General features: G+C 39.7%; 14 protein-coding genes. 7 read left to right on the forward strand and 7 right to left on the reverse strand.

Annotated elements, in window-relative coordinates; all coding sequences use genetic code 11:
- Position 1: 1 nt before the first annotated feature.
- Positions 2-607, reverse strand: a complete 606-nt coding sequence (locus ACS5PU_RS05505; protein ID WP_439458275.1) for a SatD family protein — start codon at positions 605-607, stop codon at positions 2-4.
- Positions 608-762: 155 nt separating this feature from the next.
- Between ACS5PU_RS05505 and ACS5PU_RS05510 the strand changes: the two genes are divergently transcribed.
- The 4 genes from ACS5PU_RS05510 to pdeM all read left to right on the forward strand — a co-directional run bounded on the left by ACS5PU_RS05510 (position 763) and on the right by pdeM (position 6690).
- On the forward strand, positions 763-1797 hold the full coding sequence (locus ACS5PU_RS05510; RefSeq protein ID WP_439458276.1) for a ligase-associated DNA damage response exonuclease: 1035 nt from the start codon (positions 763-765) through the stop codon (positions 1795-1797).
- A complete protein-coding gene (locus ACS5PU_RS05515) occupies positions 1794-3383 on the forward strand; it encodes an ATP-dependent DNA ligase (RefSeq protein ID WP_439458277.1) in 1590 nt (529 codons plus the stop codon). Before ACS5PU_RS05510 ends, ACS5PU_RS05515 begins: the two co-directional genes overlap by 4 nt.
- 122 nt (positions 3384-3505) lie before the next feature.
- Positions 3506-5983 carry a ligase-associated DNA damage response DEXH box helicase gene (locus ACS5PU_RS05520; RefSeq protein WP_439458278.1) on the forward strand — a complete coding sequence of 826 codons (2478 nt, stop codon included), beginning with the start codon at positions 3506-3508 and terminating at the stop codon, positions 5981-5983.
- Positions 5984-6051: 68 nt separating this feature from the next.
- The gene (gene pdeM / locus ACS5PU_RS05525) at positions 6052-6690 is read left to right on the forward strand and encodes a ligase-associated DNA damage response endonuclease PdeM (protein ID WP_439458279.1); all 639 of its coding nucleotides are present in this window, start codon (positions 6052-6054) and stop codon (positions 6688-6690) included.
- Between the two features lies 1 nt (position 6691).
- Here the strand turns inward: pdeM and trxA are convergent, their stop codons facing one another.
- The 6 genes from trxA to ACS5PU_RS05555 all read right to left on the reverse strand — a co-directional run bounded on the left by trxA (position 6692) and on the right by ACS5PU_RS05555 (position 13507).
- Positions 6692-6988 (reverse strand): thioredoxin, encoded by a 297-nt coding sequence (gene trxA, locus ACS5PU_RS05530; RefSeq protein ID WP_439458280.1) that lies wholly within the window; start codon positions 6986-6988, stop codon positions 6692-6694.
- A 42-nt stretch (positions 6989-7030) separates the two neighbouring features.
- Entirely contained in the window at positions 7031-7570 is a 540-nt protein-coding gene (locus ACS5PU_RS05535; protein ID WP_439458281.1) for a hypothetical protein, read from the reverse strand.
- Positions 7571-7591: 21 nt separating this feature from the next.
- Positions 7592-8206, reverse strand: coding sequence for a hypothetical protein (locus ACS5PU_RS05540; protein WP_439458282.1), 615 nt, complete (start codon positions 8204-8206; stop codon positions 7592-7594).
- Positions 8207-8278: 72 nt separating this feature from the next.
- Complete coding sequence (locus ACS5PU_RS05545) at positions 8279-9631, reverse strand: dihydrolipoamide acetyltransferase family protein (protein WP_439458283.1); 1353 nt, start codon at positions 9629-9631, stop codon at positions 8279-8281.
- 56 nt (positions 9632-9687) lie between these two features.
- Positions 9688-10932, reverse strand: coding sequence for a competence/damage-inducible protein A (locus ACS5PU_RS05550; protein WP_439458284.1), 1245 nt, complete (start codon positions 10930-10932; stop codon positions 9688-9690).
- Positions 10933-10936: 4 nt separating this feature from the next.
- A complete protein-coding gene (locus ACS5PU_RS05555) occupies positions 10937-13507 on the reverse strand; it encodes a putative LPS assembly protein LptD (RefSeq protein ID WP_439458285.1) in 2571 nt (856 codons plus the stop codon).
- A gap of 164 nt (positions 13508-13671) precedes the next feature.
- Between ACS5PU_RS05555 and ACS5PU_RS05560 the strand changes: the two genes are divergently transcribed.
- From ACS5PU_RS05560 to ACS5PU_RS05570, 3 genes are all read left to right on the forward strand, one after another.
- Positions 13672-14535 carry an N-acetylmuramoyl-L-alanine amidase family protein gene (locus ACS5PU_RS05560; protein ID WP_439458286.1) on the forward strand — a complete coding sequence of 288 codons (864 nt, stop codon included), beginning with the start codon at positions 13672-13674 and terminating at the stop codon, positions 14533-14535.
- A gap of 10 nt (positions 14536-14545) precedes the next feature.
- The gene (locus tag ACS5PU_RS05565; RefSeq protein ID WP_439458287.1) at positions 14546-15322 is read left to right on the forward strand and encodes an N-acetylmuramoyl-L-alanine amidase family protein; all 777 of its coding nucleotides are present in this window, start codon (positions 14546-14548) and stop codon (positions 15320-15322) included.
- 172 nt (positions 15323-15494) lie between these two features.
- Positions 15495-16448, forward strand: coding sequence for an MlaD family protein (locus ACS5PU_RS05570; RefSeq protein ID WP_439458288.1), 954 nt, complete (start codon positions 15495-15497; stop codon positions 16446-16448).
- Positions 16449-16490: the final 42 nt, after the last annotated feature.

Below are 16490 nucleotides of genomic sequence, written 5' to 3' on the forward strand. Positions count from 1 at the left end.
TTTAAAACGTTTGATTCAATTTTTTACGGTATAGCTTATCCATTTCCATGATTTCGGTAAAATGCGCCCGTTTGAGGGCTTCGCTTACCGAAGACTGTGTTCTGCCAGAAATAGCGGCCAGCTCACTTTGCAGTACGTTTTCGTTTTCTAAGGTGTATTTTACCATTTCGGCAGCTACTACCCCCCAACTGTCCATGGTAATAAGGGCAAGCTTAATCAGTACATTAATTTCCTCGTCGAAATCTGCAGAACCGGTTTTAATGGCGAGGTTCAGTTTGGCCTGTTTCAGTCCGTCAAATGCAGCGCCTGAGTTTATAAAAGCATCTCCGCTTGATTCTGAAAGTTTTTTCCTTTTGGTTTTGATATCTCCAATACCAATTCCCATTCTTACATCTGCAGGCTTGTTTATCCTGATACAGGCCTTTAAATAGGCCGCTGCCCTGATTGCATTTTCCGGTTCAACCTCTACCTGAAAACTATCTCCACGGTATATTTCCCACTTATTACTTTGCCCTGAAACTGTTTTCAAAGCATTTTTTAAGCTTAATAACCAGCTATCCTTAATCTTCCTTGAGCCTACAATATCACCTGTTATAATGCAAATCATATTACAATATCGAACTTATTATTCATATTTCAAAAATAATATCGGCTAATTACCCGATATTTCGATTTATCGGCTAATTACCCGATATTTTAATTTATCGGCTATTTACCCGATATCATGCCAAAACCAATCGGTACATTTATTGTTAATAAAGCATGGCATTAATCGAATTTACCACAAGAGGCATTTACTGCAAACAGGGCGATTTCTATATAGACCCTTGGTGGCCTGTAGATTATGCCGTAACCACACACGGACATAGCGACCATGTAAGGTTTGGCAATAAGTATTATTTGTGCCATACCTTAACCAAACCGATAATTAAACGCAGGATAAGCGAAGATTTAAATGTAGAAACGTTGGAATATGGCGAGCGTTTAGTGCGGAACGGTGTAAGCATTTCATTTTTTCCGGCAGGCCATATTATTGGTTCTGCGCAGGTTAGATTGGAATATAAAGGCGAAATATGTGTTGTATCTGGCGATTATAAAATTGAAGATGATGGCCTAACCACCCCATTCGAACCTGTAAAATGCCATTCATTTGTTTCTGAAAGCACCTTTGGGTTGCCCGTTTACAAATGGCAAAAACAGGAAGTTGTTTTTAACGGAATTAAAAACTGGATAGGCGACAACATTGATCAGCAAAAAACCAGCATATTGATTGCTTACAGCCTCGGCAAAGCACAGCGCTTAATTAAAAACCTTGCGGGAGATATTCCAATATATGTACATAACAGCATTGCAAATTTAAATGAGGTAATTGTACATGCTGGCGTAAACCTGCCCAAAACCATCCGCATTACGCCCGAAATATCCAAAGATGAACTGCAAAAGGGGATTGTTATTGTCCCCCCCGCCATGCGCGATAGCCGTTGGATCAAGAACTTATCACACCCTGTTACAGGTGTTTGTTCTGGCTGGATGCAGGTTAGGGCGCACCGCCGCTGGCAAAGTGTCGACGCAGGTTTTGCACTGAGCGATCATGCCGATTGGACCGGCCTAATGGAAGCCATTACCGCAACCGGCGCCGAAAAAGTATATGTAACCCATGGTTTTACAGCTGCATTTACCCGTTTTTTAAACGATGAAGGTATTGAAGCCAGTGAAGTACTTACCAAATTTGGACAGGAAGACGAGGAAGAAAATAAAGTTGATTTGGCCGAACAAATTGAAAACAACCCATCATGAAACGTTTTGCCCAACTTATACAACAGCTCGAACTCAGCAACAAAACCAACGACAAAATTGCGGCACTGGTTAATTATTTTAACTATGCCGATGATAAAGACAAGGTTTGGGTGATTGCACTGTTTACAGGCAAGAAGCCTAAGCGCCCCATAAAATCGGCCTTGCTTAAATATTGGGCTATCGAAATTACCCAAACGCCCGAATGGCTGTTTTCTGAAAGTTATTCGAATGTGGGCGATTTAAGCGAAACCATTGCCCTGCTCCTGCCGCCTGCAGAAAACACTTCCGATTTTCAACTGCATAAGTGGATTGAAGATCTGCATGACCTAGAGGGAAAAGACGACGAAACGAAGAAAAGCTTTATTTTAAATGCCTGGAACCATTTGGAAACCCAGGAACGTTTTATTTTCAATAAGCTTATTTCCGGTAATTTCAGAATTGGTGTATCAAACAAGATACTCGTTAATGCCTTAGCCAAGCAGAGCAGTTTGGATAGTGCACAGATTATGCACAGCATGATGGGCAAGTGGAACCCTTACGAGATTACCTTTAACGAACTGATTAACGGGATTCACGTAAATACCGATAACTCTTGGCCCTACCCTTTTTGCTTGGCTTATGCACTTGAACAGGAGCCCGAAAACCTTGGCGACATTTCGGAGTGGCAGGCAGAATGGAAATGGGATGGTATACGCGGACAGATTGTAAAACGAAATGGCGAACTTTTTATCTGGAGCCGCGGGGAAGAACTGGTTACAGAACAGTTTCCAGAATTACATTTTTTAATGGATATTTTGCCTGATGGCGTTGTTCTGGATGGAGAAATACTGGCTGTGCAGGATAAACAGGTTTTATCTTTTAGCACTTTACAACAGCGGTTAAACCGTAAAACTATAAGTAAAAAACAGCTTGAAGATGCTCCTATCGGCTTTTTTGTATACGATATATTAGAGTATGAGGCCAAAGATTTTAGAACGGAACCCTTAAGCATAAGGCGGAAAATACTGGAGGAGTTGATTGGTGGCCTGGATGAAAGCAACGTAATCATTTCGCCGGTAATCAATTGCGCCTCATGGGAAGAGCTCGCCGAATTGAGGCAAACCTCACGATCGATCAACAGTGAGGGGATTATGCTTAAAAAACTAAGCTCGCAGTACCATAGCGAAAGAAAACGCGGCGATTGGTGGAAATGGAAAATTAATCCATATACGGTTGATGCAGTGATGATTTACGCACAAAAAGGAAGCGGCAGAAGAGCAAACTTTTTTACCGATTATACCTTTGCCGTACGTGATGGAGAAAACTTGGTAACCATTGCCAAAGCCTATTCGGGCTTAACAGATAAAGAAATTAAAGAAGTAAATTCGTTTGTAACCCGAAATGCAATAGAGAAATTTGGGCCGGTACGTACAGTAAAACCCGAACTGGTTTTCGAAATCGCATTTGAAGGGATTGCGGAAAGTAAACGGCACAAAGCAGGATTAGCCTTGCGTTTTCCACGTATATTGCGGTGGCGAAAAGATAAAAAAGCCGATGAAATTAATACTTTAGAAGATCTGAGACAGCTGCTGCAATCTACTTTATAATGTAGTCCATGGTATGTGTCTCCACAGACCATTAATGATTTAAAAATTCGGGCTATGAGTACACAGAACGAGAAATAGATTTTGCTGCAAACCTGTAAGGTTTATAATTAAGAAACTAAACAATGGATCAAACCAAAACCAAAGGTTATAAAAAGATAAAAGCTTGGCTAAAAACGAATAAACGCAAGCCTTTTCAGTTTCAGGAAGATGCCTGGCAGTACTATCTTAATGGCTATAGTGGTTTGGTTAATGCACCTACGGGCTTTGGAAAAACCTTTTCGCTATTTTTAGCCGTTGTTATTGAAGCACTAAATGCATCTGCATTAAGCAATAAAAAAGCGAAAGACCGCTTACAGTTAATCTGGATCACACCACTCCGCTCTCTGGCCAAAGATATTGCCAGGGCCATGCGCGAAACTTTATTGGAGCTGGAGCTCGATTGGCATGTTGGCGTACGCAATGGAGACACTTCCCAGGCAGAAAAACTGCAGCAAAAAAAATCGATGCCCGAAATTTTATTGATCACCCCCGAGAGCCTGCATCTATTATTGGCACAAAAAGGATCATCAACACTGTTTAAAAACCTCAAATGTATCGTTGCCGACGAATGGCACGAGCTGTTGGGCAGCAAGCGCGGTGTACTGGTAGAACTGGCGGTATCACGGATCAAGGGACTGCAGAAGCTGGAAAAAAACCAGTTTTTAAGGATATGGGGAATTTCTGCCACCATAGGTAATATTGAAGAAGCACTTGATGTTTTAGCTCCCGATTTAACAGATAAACGCATTATTGTAAAGGCAGATCTTGAAAAGAAAATTCTGATCAAATCAATTTTGCCTGATGATATTGAAACACTTCCCTGGGCTGGTCATTTGGGTTTAAAGCTAGCCTACAAACTGCTGCCCATCATCGAAAAGAGTAAAACTACGCTAATCTTCATCAACACGCGCGGTCAATCAGAAATGTGGTATCAGCACCTGCTCAATATCGAACCTGAACTGGCCGGGCGGATTGCCATACACCATGGATCGATAGATTTTGAGCTCCGCAATTGGATTGAAGATGCGTTGCACACTGGGCAGTTAAAAGCCGTTATTGCCACTTCATCATTAGATTTGGGCGTAGATTTTAAACCTGTAGATACCGTTGTACAGGTGGGTTCGCCAAAGGGTGTGGCCCGTTTTTTACAGCGTGCCGGACGCTCGGGGCACTCGCCACACGAAACCTCCAAAATATATTTTCTTCCCACCCATGCACTGGAACTGGTTGAAGCCGCTGCAATTAAAGAGGCTGCCAAAACAAACAATATTGAAAGCAGAGAGCCTTTTATCATGGTTTTTGATACGCTGATCCAGTACCTGGTTACACTTGCTATTGGTGATGGCTTTGATGATAAGGTGATCTACAATGAAATTAAGAACACACATGCCTTTAAACTCATCCTTCCCGAAGAATGGAGCTGGGTAATGCAGTTTATCACCTCAGGTGGTGACAGTTTAAGTGCCTATAACGAATTTAAAAAGGTTACAAAAGATGAGGACGGCCTTTGGAAAGTAAAAAGCAGGCAACTCGCCATGCGCCATCGTTTGCACATTGGCACCATTGTAAGCGATGCCATGTTGAAGGTTAAATTTCTTTCAGGCGGTTATCTCGGTATGGTGGAGGAATATTTTGTTACCCGTTTAAAAGCGGGCGATAATTTCCGTTTGGCCGGAAGGGTTCTAGAATTCGTCCATGTAAAAGATATGACCGTTATCGTACGCAACAGCAAACAGAAAAATGCCATATCGCCCAGCTGGAATGGCGGACGGCTCCCGCTATCATCCAATCTGGGATCCGTATTGCGCAAAAAATACAATGAGGCACTTGATAAAACACATCAGGATGAAGAGCTTGATTCTGTTTATCCCTTGTTCTTGCTGCAGGAAAAGCGTTCTCATGTACCGCGCAACGACGAATTACTCATCGAACTGATCAACAATAAGGAAGGGTTTCATCTTTTCGCCTATCCTTTTGAGGGAAGATTGGTGCACGAGGTTTTAGCAGCGCTCGTGGCTTACCGCTTGAGCAAATTATTGCCTATCAGTTTTTCTATTGCCATGAATGATTATGGTTTTGAGCTGTTGAGTGAAACTGAAATACCGATGGATGAATCTATTGCATATGAGGTTTTTTCGCCCAAAAACTTAACCGAACATATTACGTTAAGCATTAATTCAACCGAAATGGCGCGCAGAAAATTTAGGGATATTGCCTGTATTTCAGGATTGGTTTTTCAGGGATACCCAGGAAAATATGTGGCAAATAAACATTTACAATCATCTGCAGGTTTGTTTTTTAATGTTTTTAGTGATTATGACAAACATAATTTACTTTTGCGACAGGCTTACGATGAGGTGTTTTACCAGCAATTGGAAGAACCCCGATTGGCAGCAGCATTAGAGCGGATTCAGCATGCAGCAATTGTAATTACCAATCCGAAAAGTTTTACGCCGCTGTCTTTCCCAATTAAAGTGGATAGCCTGAGGGAAAACATGAGCTCGGAAGAACTCGAACAACGCATTGCCAGAATGAAAGCCGAATCAGAAAAAATTAAATAAATGATTGGATCATGTCAGGGAGGTAAAAAAATCTCCCGACTGGTCCAAAGTGAAAATAAAGCGAACAAATGACCATTACAAGCCAGGGTGAAGAACTGATTTTAGACAAAGAGCGGGCTTTATTTCTACCCAAGCATCAACTTTTAGCCATAAGCGATCTGCATTTAGGTAAATCTGCCCATTTCCGAAAGGCAGGCCTGCAAGTGCCATCAACCATTGCCCAAACCGATTTACAGCGTTTAAGCTTATTGATTAAACAATACAATCCTAAAACACTATTGATTAACGGCGATATGTTTCATCATGGCTTAAATACTGATATTGACGAGTTTTCGCAGTGGAAAAAACAGTATGAACAGCTGAGTTTTTTATTGGTTAAAGGCAACCACGATCAGCTTTCGGAAGCAAATTATGCAGAATTGGGCATTGAAATACATGAGCCCAGTTTTTGTTTAGGTCCGTTTTGCTTTATCCATGATGCACCCAATTATACCGATGAAGAGTTATATCCAATCAGTGGGCACATCCATCCTGGCGTAACGATTGTAGGCAAAGCCAAACAGCGCTTAAAATTTCCCTGCTTTTATTTTGGAAGCAAATACGCTGTTTTACCAGCTTTTAGCCTCTTTACCGGGCTTTATAACATTTACCCCAAAGTGAGTGAGCGTATCTTCGCCGTAACCCCTAAAAGTGTGGTAGAAGTATAATTTATGCGTGTGTATCTATAATCTGCTTTAGTTGGGCGGCCTGTACCACACCACTTTGCCGCCAAACTGCTGTTCCTTTTTTAAACAGGATTAATGTGGGTACACTTTGTACGCTAAAAGCTGCTGCTGCCTGTTGGTTTTTATCAATATCTACTTTAATGATAGATGCAGTATCTCCAACCTGCGATTTTAACTGCTCCAAAATCGGCTTCATCATTTTACATGGACCGCACCACTCGGCAAAAAAATCAACCAAAACAGGTTTGTCGCCATTAATTAATTCTGAAAATTTAGCCATGATCGTATTTTTGTTTAGAAACAAGTGTTACTTATTTTAGTTTTAACGGGATTTAAAACTTGCTATTGATTTATTCAACACATCTATAATTAACTCAGCTTCTTCCTGATTAATCCAATCAACAACATTAACTTTTAAAAAACCATAATTAAAAATAATGGATTTTGTTTTAGACGAAAACAGGTAATTCGGACGCGTAAAATATCTGGTAGTCTCTATGTCCTTATTTAATATTGATAAATCAGTTATACCAATTAACTTAAAATATTTAGTTGATGAAATTAAATCGAACCTCTTTTTAATAATGAGTTCATCTTCTTTGAGGTATAAAACAGTCTTACCAAATGCTTCCCAAATCCATATTTTGGTGATCAGCAATCCTATTCCCGTCCAACCTACAATCCAAGCACCAAATGACAGTATAGCTTTTAAATTGATAATAATCAAGACAGGAATAAAGAGCTCAACTGCCAACCAAACCAATAAAAACGGAAAAAAAAAGATAATAAAGAACCAGTTTTTAGTCGATGGGATTACAATAACTTTTCTATCGTTATCCTCAACAAATCTGATCCTTTGCATTGGCTTCTTAGTTTAAACCAACTAAGCACTTACCGGCAACTCTGCGCTTAAGGCAGCAGTCCAATCTTCGAACAGTGATTTTTCTATCTTGATTACTTCTGCAGCATGATTTTCCCAATCATCAGAAAAACCCACCAATTGGTTCATCATTTCTTCCAGATGACCTTCTTCTTCTAAAATAATCGATTTTACGTTTACCTTACTTTTCGCTTCATCCAATGCCGATTGGTAAATAGGATAAAGTTCATCGGCGCGTACCTCAATGGCGTAGGTAACAAATAAATAAGCGGCAAACTTCAGTTCGTAACCAGAAAGGTTAAAAACAGCTTTAAGATAACGGCAAACCGCAATATCCAAAGCATGTAAATAATATTTGGTATGGTTTGGCGATAGCAGCTCTGCGTTTGTATAGGTTTTACACAGGGCATCGTCAATTTTCGAAATCTGCTTTTTTAAATAATAAGCATGGCGGTGCTCTTCTGCAGCATGCTTAAGGATAATCAGGTTTACGTTTTCTTTATGCTCTGAAGCCGAAATCTTCTTTGCACCTGCATTTTCCATATACGATAACGTATTTAACCATTTGGCATGCAGCACGTTATCAGCAACTATCTTTTTTAAATTTGAATCTAACATTTTTGATTGTTAAACGGTAAATTGTTTAATTATTGGCATTTTACCAACTAAAAACTGTTAACTGAAAGCTGATTAGATTTCCCTGTTCAAGTCCCAGCTTTCCAAATAATCGGCCACCCTGCGTACAAACATACCGCCTAAAGAACCATCTACTACCCTATGATCGTAGGATAAAGAAAGGAACATCATGTGGCGAATGGCAATTACATCGCCATGTTCGGTTTCTAGCACTGCTGGTTTCTTTTTAATGGCCCCAACAGCTAAAATAGCTACCTGTGGCTGATTAATAATTGGTGTTCCCATTACATTGCCAAAACTACCTACGTTGGTTAAGGTAAAAGTTCCGCCCTGTGTTTCATCGGGTTTTAATTTTGAGTTTCTTGCCCTTATGGCCAAATCGTTAACAGCTTTTGTTAAACCAACCAGATTAAGCTGATCGGCATTTCTGATTACAGGAACAATCAAGTTACCACTAGGCAAGGCAGCTGCCATACCGATATTGATATCGCGTTTCTTTATAATCTGTGTTCCGTTTACAGAAACATTGATCATCGGAAAATCTTTGATAGCCTTCGCAACAGCTTCTACAAATATTGGGGTAAAGGTTATTTTTTCATTTTCCCTTTTCTCGAAGCTATTTTTCACTTTATTGCGCCATAAAACCATATTGGTTACATCGGCCTCAACAAAAGAAGTTACATGGGGCGAAGTGCTTTTACTCATCACCATATGATCGGCAATCAGCTTACGCATTCTGTCCATTTCAATAATCTCATCACCACCGCTAACCGATGTTGTAGAAGTTTTATTTACTGCAACAGCCGGTTTCTCAGCTACAGCCTGACTTTTATTTTCAACAGGAGGCGGCGGAGTCATGATCACTGTTTGTGTTTTCAATAACTGTCCACCATTTTTACTTGAAATGTAGTTTAATAAATCATCTTTATTTAAACGTCCATCAGCACCAGATCCTTTAATAGCATCTAATTCTGCAAGTGAGATATTTTCTTGTGCGGCAATACTTTTTACCAGAGGAGAATAGAAACGGTCAGAAGTATTAAAATCAGTCTGGGGTGCTGCATTTTCTGTTGGCAATTGTTCAATCCCCGGAATTGCTTCCTCTTTTTCTTGTACAACTGGCGCTGCCGGGGCAACTGTTTCTTCAACTGGAGCGGCAGCTCCGCCTTCCGTTTCGATAATGGCAATTATATCGCCAACCTGGGCCACTTCATCTTCTGCAAATAATTGCTTTACCAATTTTCCGGCAACAGGCGAAGGAACTTCTGAGTCTACCTTATCTGTAGCGATTTCCAAAATGGTATCGTCTAATTCGATAACATCACCCGGTTGCTTTACCCATTTAATCACCGTTGCTTCTGCAACACTTTCACCCATTTTTGGTAACAATAGTTCGTATTGAGCCATATTAAATTACAGTATTTTATATTGGTAACGCCACAAAAATACAGTTTTTATTGTTTCTAAACTGTTTCTTTAAGTAGATTTAATAACATGGTTAAGGCCGAGGCAGCCGAACGTTCTATGTTTTGAATGCGTTTGTTACTGAAATTAAACACCTTAGCTACAGTTTTGTTCTTCGAAGAAATTGCAATCCATACTGTGCCAACAGGCTTATCTGCTGTTCCGCCATCAGGACCTGCAATGCCACTTACGGCTATAGCGTAATCTGTTTTAAAGTGTTTAATGGCTCCTTCGGCCATTTCGGTAACCGTTTGCTCGCTAACCGCACCAAATGTAGTTAAAGTATTCTCTTTTACACCAAGTACCGATTCTTTGAGCGAATAGGCATAAGCTACCGCTCCGCCCCAGTAAACCGACGAACAGCCTGGGTGCTGTGTAATTAAATGTGCAATATACCCGCCGGTGCAGCTCTCTGCAGTAGATAATGTGAGTCCACGCACCTTCATGATATTCAGAACGGCCTGTTCCAATGGAATATCTTCATCAATTACCACAAATTTTTCAACTTTCGAAATGATCTGCCTGGCATAAGTTTCAACCTCTGATTTTAAGCTGGATTCATCATTCCCCGTAGCCGATAAACGCAAACGTACCTGCCCTAGTTTGGGCAGATAGGCCAGTTTAATGTGTGCAGGTAAGGCATCTTCTATCTCTTCAATTTCTTTAGCCAAAAAAGATTCGCCAATATTTGCGGTAAGAATGGTTTTATGAACAATAGCTGGTAGTTCGAAGCGGCTTTTTATCCTTGGAAGAATTTCATCATCCATTAAATACATCATTTCGAAAGGCACACCCGGCATGGAAACAAAAATTTTATCGTGCTGCTCAAACCACATACACGGTGCAGTTCCATTTTTGTTTACAATTACCTCGCAGCCATCGGGCACATCGGCCTGTTGGATATTGATATCGAGTAAGGGGCGATTGTATTTTTCGAAGATCTGACGGACCATTTCCAAAGCGCCTTCATCCCTCCTAAAACCCATGTTAAAGTATTTGGCCAGCGTTTTTTTGGTAATATCATCTTTAGTTGGCCCTAAACCGCCCGTAATCAGGATAATATCAGCGCGTTTCTCTGCCTGCGCCAAAGCTCCCAGGATATGTTGCTCATCATCAGACACTGAAGTAATCTGTTTAACAGAAACGCCAGTCAGATTTAGCTGTTTAGCCATCCAGGCTGAATTGGTATCAACGATCTGACCGATCAGTATCTCATCGCCAATGGTAATAATTTCGGCTAACATAAATTTATTGGTATGTGCTGTAAAAACCTTGTCTTTTGCTCAACTTCAAATCCTGCAATATCGATGCTTTTACCTTAATGGTTACCGAATAACTCTTATAAGCGCCATAAGGTACCCAGTTTACACTCATGTCCCAACAATGTAAATCGCGGTAAATGGCCAGGTTCATTGGCGTTAAACCATTGTTCTTAAAATCGTAACCAGAGTTAAAAGTAACCTTCCATTTCGGTGTTAAGTTAAGGTCTCCGTTAAAATTTAAGGTATTTGAAATTGTACTGACGTTTCCATCATTGGAATATTGGAAACTATATGAGAATGAAAAATTCCATGGAATGTTAAAATCCACAAAAGCATTAGGATCGCGGCTTATGGCTGCTAACTGCGCGGATTGGATATCGTTTAAGCCTTTTTTATTGGCCGCATCACCCATCTTATCATTTGCCTCGTTTTTACGCTTTAAAGCATCTGGATTTAAGCTATAATCAAAAGAGAAACCAAAGTTGGTTAAACGGGGAAGTATTTTACCTTCTTGGAAAAAATACCGGTCGCGTCTGATTAACAAGCCTGTACCCAAAGTATCTGGTCCTAGCGCATAAGGATCCAAAGTTCCGTTATAGTTAATACCTAATTTATCGGTAAACTGCGAGCGGCCACTGAAACCGATGGTAGATAGTTTGTAAGATTTTGCCAAAAAGTTATACGAACCACTAAAGCTTAAACCCTGAATAATCGGGATTTTTTTTGATCCGGTCCCTGTTGTATCATTTTTATTCCTAACCTTCAGTTCTACCGTATTGTCTATACCGAAGCCGATCGAGGCATTTGGCCCACCAAAAGATCCCGGTTGTGCCATCCCATCAAAAATTGAATACTTTAAAGGCTGTCCACTAACATAAATTGTATCTCCTGCAGCAGTTTGAGCTGACCTGTAAGGTCCTGAACCGGCTTTGGTAAAATCAGGGGAGTATGAGAAAGAAACATTCGGGGTCATTACGTGCCTCAGGGCCTGTATTTTACCGGCCGGGTTAAAATCTCTCCTACCATATATTTTGGTCGACATACTGGTAGAAAAGCTATAGCTTCCTGCCCTTTTAAATCCGCTAACGGTATCCTCTCTGAAAGAATAAGTATTATCGGCAAACTCCGTATATCTTCTATTCACACTCTGGAAATTCCAAACCTCGTTGTAGGTACCGCCCAAACTGATATTTAAATATGATTTAAAGGCAGAAAAAGACATATTTACTGGAATGCTGTGCGAAAAACCACTTCTCAACCGTTTTAAACCATCGTTTTGAAACAATAAACTATCGAAAGTATCAATCCTGTTGGTTCCTTGTAAACTGTAGCCCACCGTTAATTTTTGATACCATTTTTGCTCGCCAACCGCATTTTTAGGACTAAAAGGGTTAAATGTAGGCACGTTAAAGGTAAGCTCAGGTAAACGGAGTGAAATGGCCCTTGTACTTAAAGTCTGGTCACTTGAAGCCGCTAAAGACAAGTTCATGTTGTTTGAAAATGTTTTCGCATAACTCACACTACTACTGGTAGAATTGGTTGCAATGGCATTAATATCGTAAGTAGTACCTGCGGCTGTATTTTTATAATAACCCCTTTTCCCTGTTGATACCAACCTTACACTGGCGCTAAAAGTAGTTCCGGGTTTGGCATTGGCATTTTGACTATGGCTCCAGTTAATGCTAAAGTTTTTGGTTGGGTTTTTAAAGGCTTCGGTACCTTCCAAACCATCTTTAAAACTAGAATAGGCTAAATTAATATTACCGTTATATTTGTAACGTTTGGTATAATTACTTAATAAACTGGTTTCGTAAGAACCGTTGGTGTAAATAGATCCCATTAATTTGGCATCCCAATAATCATTCAGCCCCAAATAATAACCACCATTCTGTAAGAAAAACCCACGCGTAGCGTCCTCTCCCGGTGTAGGTAAAATTACGCCAGACGTTCGTTTGTTCGGCTTCGGGAAAAATGCGAAGGGCAAACCTAATATGGTTGGTACATCTTCAATAATCATATAAACCGGCCCCGTAATAATCTGCTTCTCGGTTACCACTCCTTTAGAAATCATTAAACCAAAGTGTGGGTGCGGCAGATTACAGGTACTGTACATTACATTTTTAATGTGGAGCTCGTCATCAATCTGCTTTTTACTTTGTCCGCCGGAGAAATAACCGCCCTCCTGTTCAGAGAAAACTCCATAAACCTTGGCGCGGGTTGTTTCCGAATTGTAAAAAATAGAATCGGCAATGGCTGTTCCATCTGCTCCCGATTTAAAAATCGGACGGCCGGTATACCTGCCCGTTTTGGGGTCCTTTAAACCGCTTGCAAAAATGGTGTTCTGCTTTTTATCATATTTGATATAACTTGCATCTAGCTCAAAATCACCATAGATAACCCTTGCATTGCCATATAAATAAACAATACTTTTGTCGGCACTCATTTTTACCGAGTCTTTGGCTTTGTACTCAACTTTTTGATCGATACTACTGTTATTTTTGCCCTTGGCCTTGGTCGTATCCTTTTTGGTTGTGTCTTGCTTAATGATTTGCTGCAATGAAAAATGAGAAAATGCGTTAGCTTTACTAACAACAAGTGTTAATAAAATGACAGAAATTAGTAAAATAGAGCTCTTAAGAAGTTTCAAATTCGTATTTGAATGTTATTTTTGCACAAATGTTTAATCAAAAACGTTCAAAATTAGTGAAAAATATACCATTGATGTATCTTAAATCCATTTTAACATTTATTATTTGTTTTGCATTGTCGAATGCAATTGATAATCAAGCTATTGCACAAGAATATAAAATAAAAACAATTGTGATCGATGCCGGTCATGGTGGTAAAGACGGCGCCACGCATGGGGTATATTCCAAAGAAAAAGATGTTGCACTTAAAACAGCACTGAACCTTGGCCGTGCACTTCAAGATAGCCTGAAAGACATTAAAGTAATTTACACCAGAGAATCGGATGTATTTATTCCGCTTTACGAAAGGATAAATATAGCAAACAATGCGAAAGCAGATTTATTTATCTCTATCCACTTAAACGATATGCCTGTTCGCGTTTCGCGGGTGGTTGATTATTACAAAAAAGTTAGGGGCAAAAAAGTGCCGGTGTACAGAACGGTAACGTCTAAAAGTACTTCGACAAGAGGAACCGAAACGTTTGTATCGGGAACTGGCCGTTTGGGTGAACAGGACGAGGTAATTAAACGTGAAAATGCTTCGATGTTCTTAGAAGATAACTACCAGAAAAACTACGAGGGTTTTATTGCCAATACACCTGAAAGCGACATTATGTTATCTTTAATGAAACAAACCAATAGAGATAGGAGTTTAAAGTTTGCTTCCATGCTTCAACAGGAATATGTTAACGCAGGGCGCATTAACCGTGGTGTGCAGGAAAAAAGCCTGGCCGTATTGGCCCGCGCAGCTATGCCGGCAGTTTTAACAGAGATTGGTTTTGTGAGCAATCCGGAAGAAGAAGATTACATGAACTCGCCCGAAGGGCAAAGTGAAATTGTGAACGGTATCATCAAAGCAATCAAAAATTACAGGCGTATAGCTGAAACATCATTTTAACAGCAATTAAATGAAGATTAAACTTCTGGTAACGTTACTTTTTATTTTAACACTAACTACTCAATTTGCATTTGCCCAGGGGTATAAAATCAAAACAATTGTTATTGATCCGGGCCATGGCGGTAGAAAACCAGGCGCATCAGGGAGCTTTTCCAAAGAGAAAGACGTTTCTTTAAAAATTGCACTTAAGCTGGGCGAAATCTTAAAGGAAGAACTGCCAGATATAAAAATAATCTTTACGCGCAGAACCGATATCGATGTGGACCTGTATAGGCGTGCAGAAATTGCAAACGAAGCCAATGCCGATCTTTTTATCTCAGTTCACTGTAACTCTATGCCCCCGGGCAATAAACACATTAAAGGCGTCGAAACATTGGTTGCAGGCTCACACAGATTGAAAGAACAGGATGCCGCTATCCGTGAAAATGCCGATATTAAGCTAGAGAAAAACTACAAAACCAAATATGATGGTTACGATCCGAACAATCCCAGTAGTTTTATACTGTTATCATTGCTCAAAAACACCTTTCGTGATAAAAGCATTAAATTTGCAAAATTGATACAGAACAGCTATATCAACAGAGATGAGCGGTTCAGCAGAGGTGTGAAAGAACAGGGCGTGCTCGTACTGCAACGTTGTGGCATGCCTGCAGTGTTAACAGAGGTTGGTTTTATTTCCAATACTGATGAAGAAAAATATATTAATTCGCAAAAAGGCCAAAGTGAAATCGCCAATTCTATTTTTGATGCAATAAAAACGTATAAAAAGAATATTGAAGTTAAATAAGTGGCATTATAAATGATAGTTATTTTAACTTTACAAAAAATATAAAACAGGTTCCAAACAAAACAATTGATGCGGGCTTTGTGTATTTATAAAGTTTAGCATAAAAAATAAATTACGCTCTAACGGGTTAAGATGTAAGAATCAGCGCCTGTAGCCATTAAAGAAAACACTCATGAAGATTAAGAACGAAACCAAAGTAGGTATTTTAGCTGCGTTTGCCATTGCTTTATTAATAATTGGATATAATTTTTTGAAAGGAAATTCAATTTTCTCCAACGAAACCACACTATTTGCAAAATATACCCATGTTGATGGTTTAACGGTATCAAAACCCATCCTGATTAACGGTTATCAGATTGGCCGTGTGGCTAAACTGGAACTCCAAACAGATGGTACCATTATTGCCACGTTAAGCATTAACAGTAAATACGAGATTCCTGAAAACAGTATTGCACGTTTAGAAGGAACAGATTTATTGGGCAGCAAAGCCATCGTCATGTCGTTGGGTAACTCAAAAAAAATGGCTGAAGATGGTTATACCCTAAATGCCAATGTAGAAAAAGGTTTAATGGAGCAGGTGCAACCGGTACAGAAAAAAGCTGAACTGATTATCGGCAAAATGGATTCTATTTTAAGTAGTGTAAATTCTATTTTGAATCCAAACTTCCAAAAAAATGTTGACCGTAGTTTTAACAGTATTGCTGGAACATTGGCTTCTTTAGAAACAACCTCTAAAAAAGTTGATGGATTGGTAGGATCTGAAAGCGCCAGGATTGAAGCTATTTTTAGAAATGTTGAAGGGATTACCGCAAACCTGAACAACAACAACCAGAAAATTAGCGACATTTTAACCAACATCAATACCGTTACCGATAAGTTTGCAGCAGCTAACTTTAAGCAAACCTTGGATAATGCGAATAACGCCATTGCTGATTTACAAAGTGTAATTTCGGGAATTAAAGACGGAAAAGGCAGTTTAGGTTTATTGTTGAATGATGATAAAATGTATCAGAACTTAAACAATGCTTCTAAAAACCTGGATGAGCTGATGATCGATTTAAAAGCTAATCCTAAACGTTATGTACACTTCTCGGTATTTGGCGGCGGAAGCAAAAAAGACAAGTAATTAATTTTTTTTATAATTTGAAAGCCTTGCAGTTTACTGTAA

The organism is Pedobacter sp. GSP4, assembly GCF_051857575.1.
Classification (GTDB): domain Bacteria; phylum Bacteroidota; class Bacteroidia; order Sphingobacteriales; family Sphingobacteriaceae; genus Pedobacter.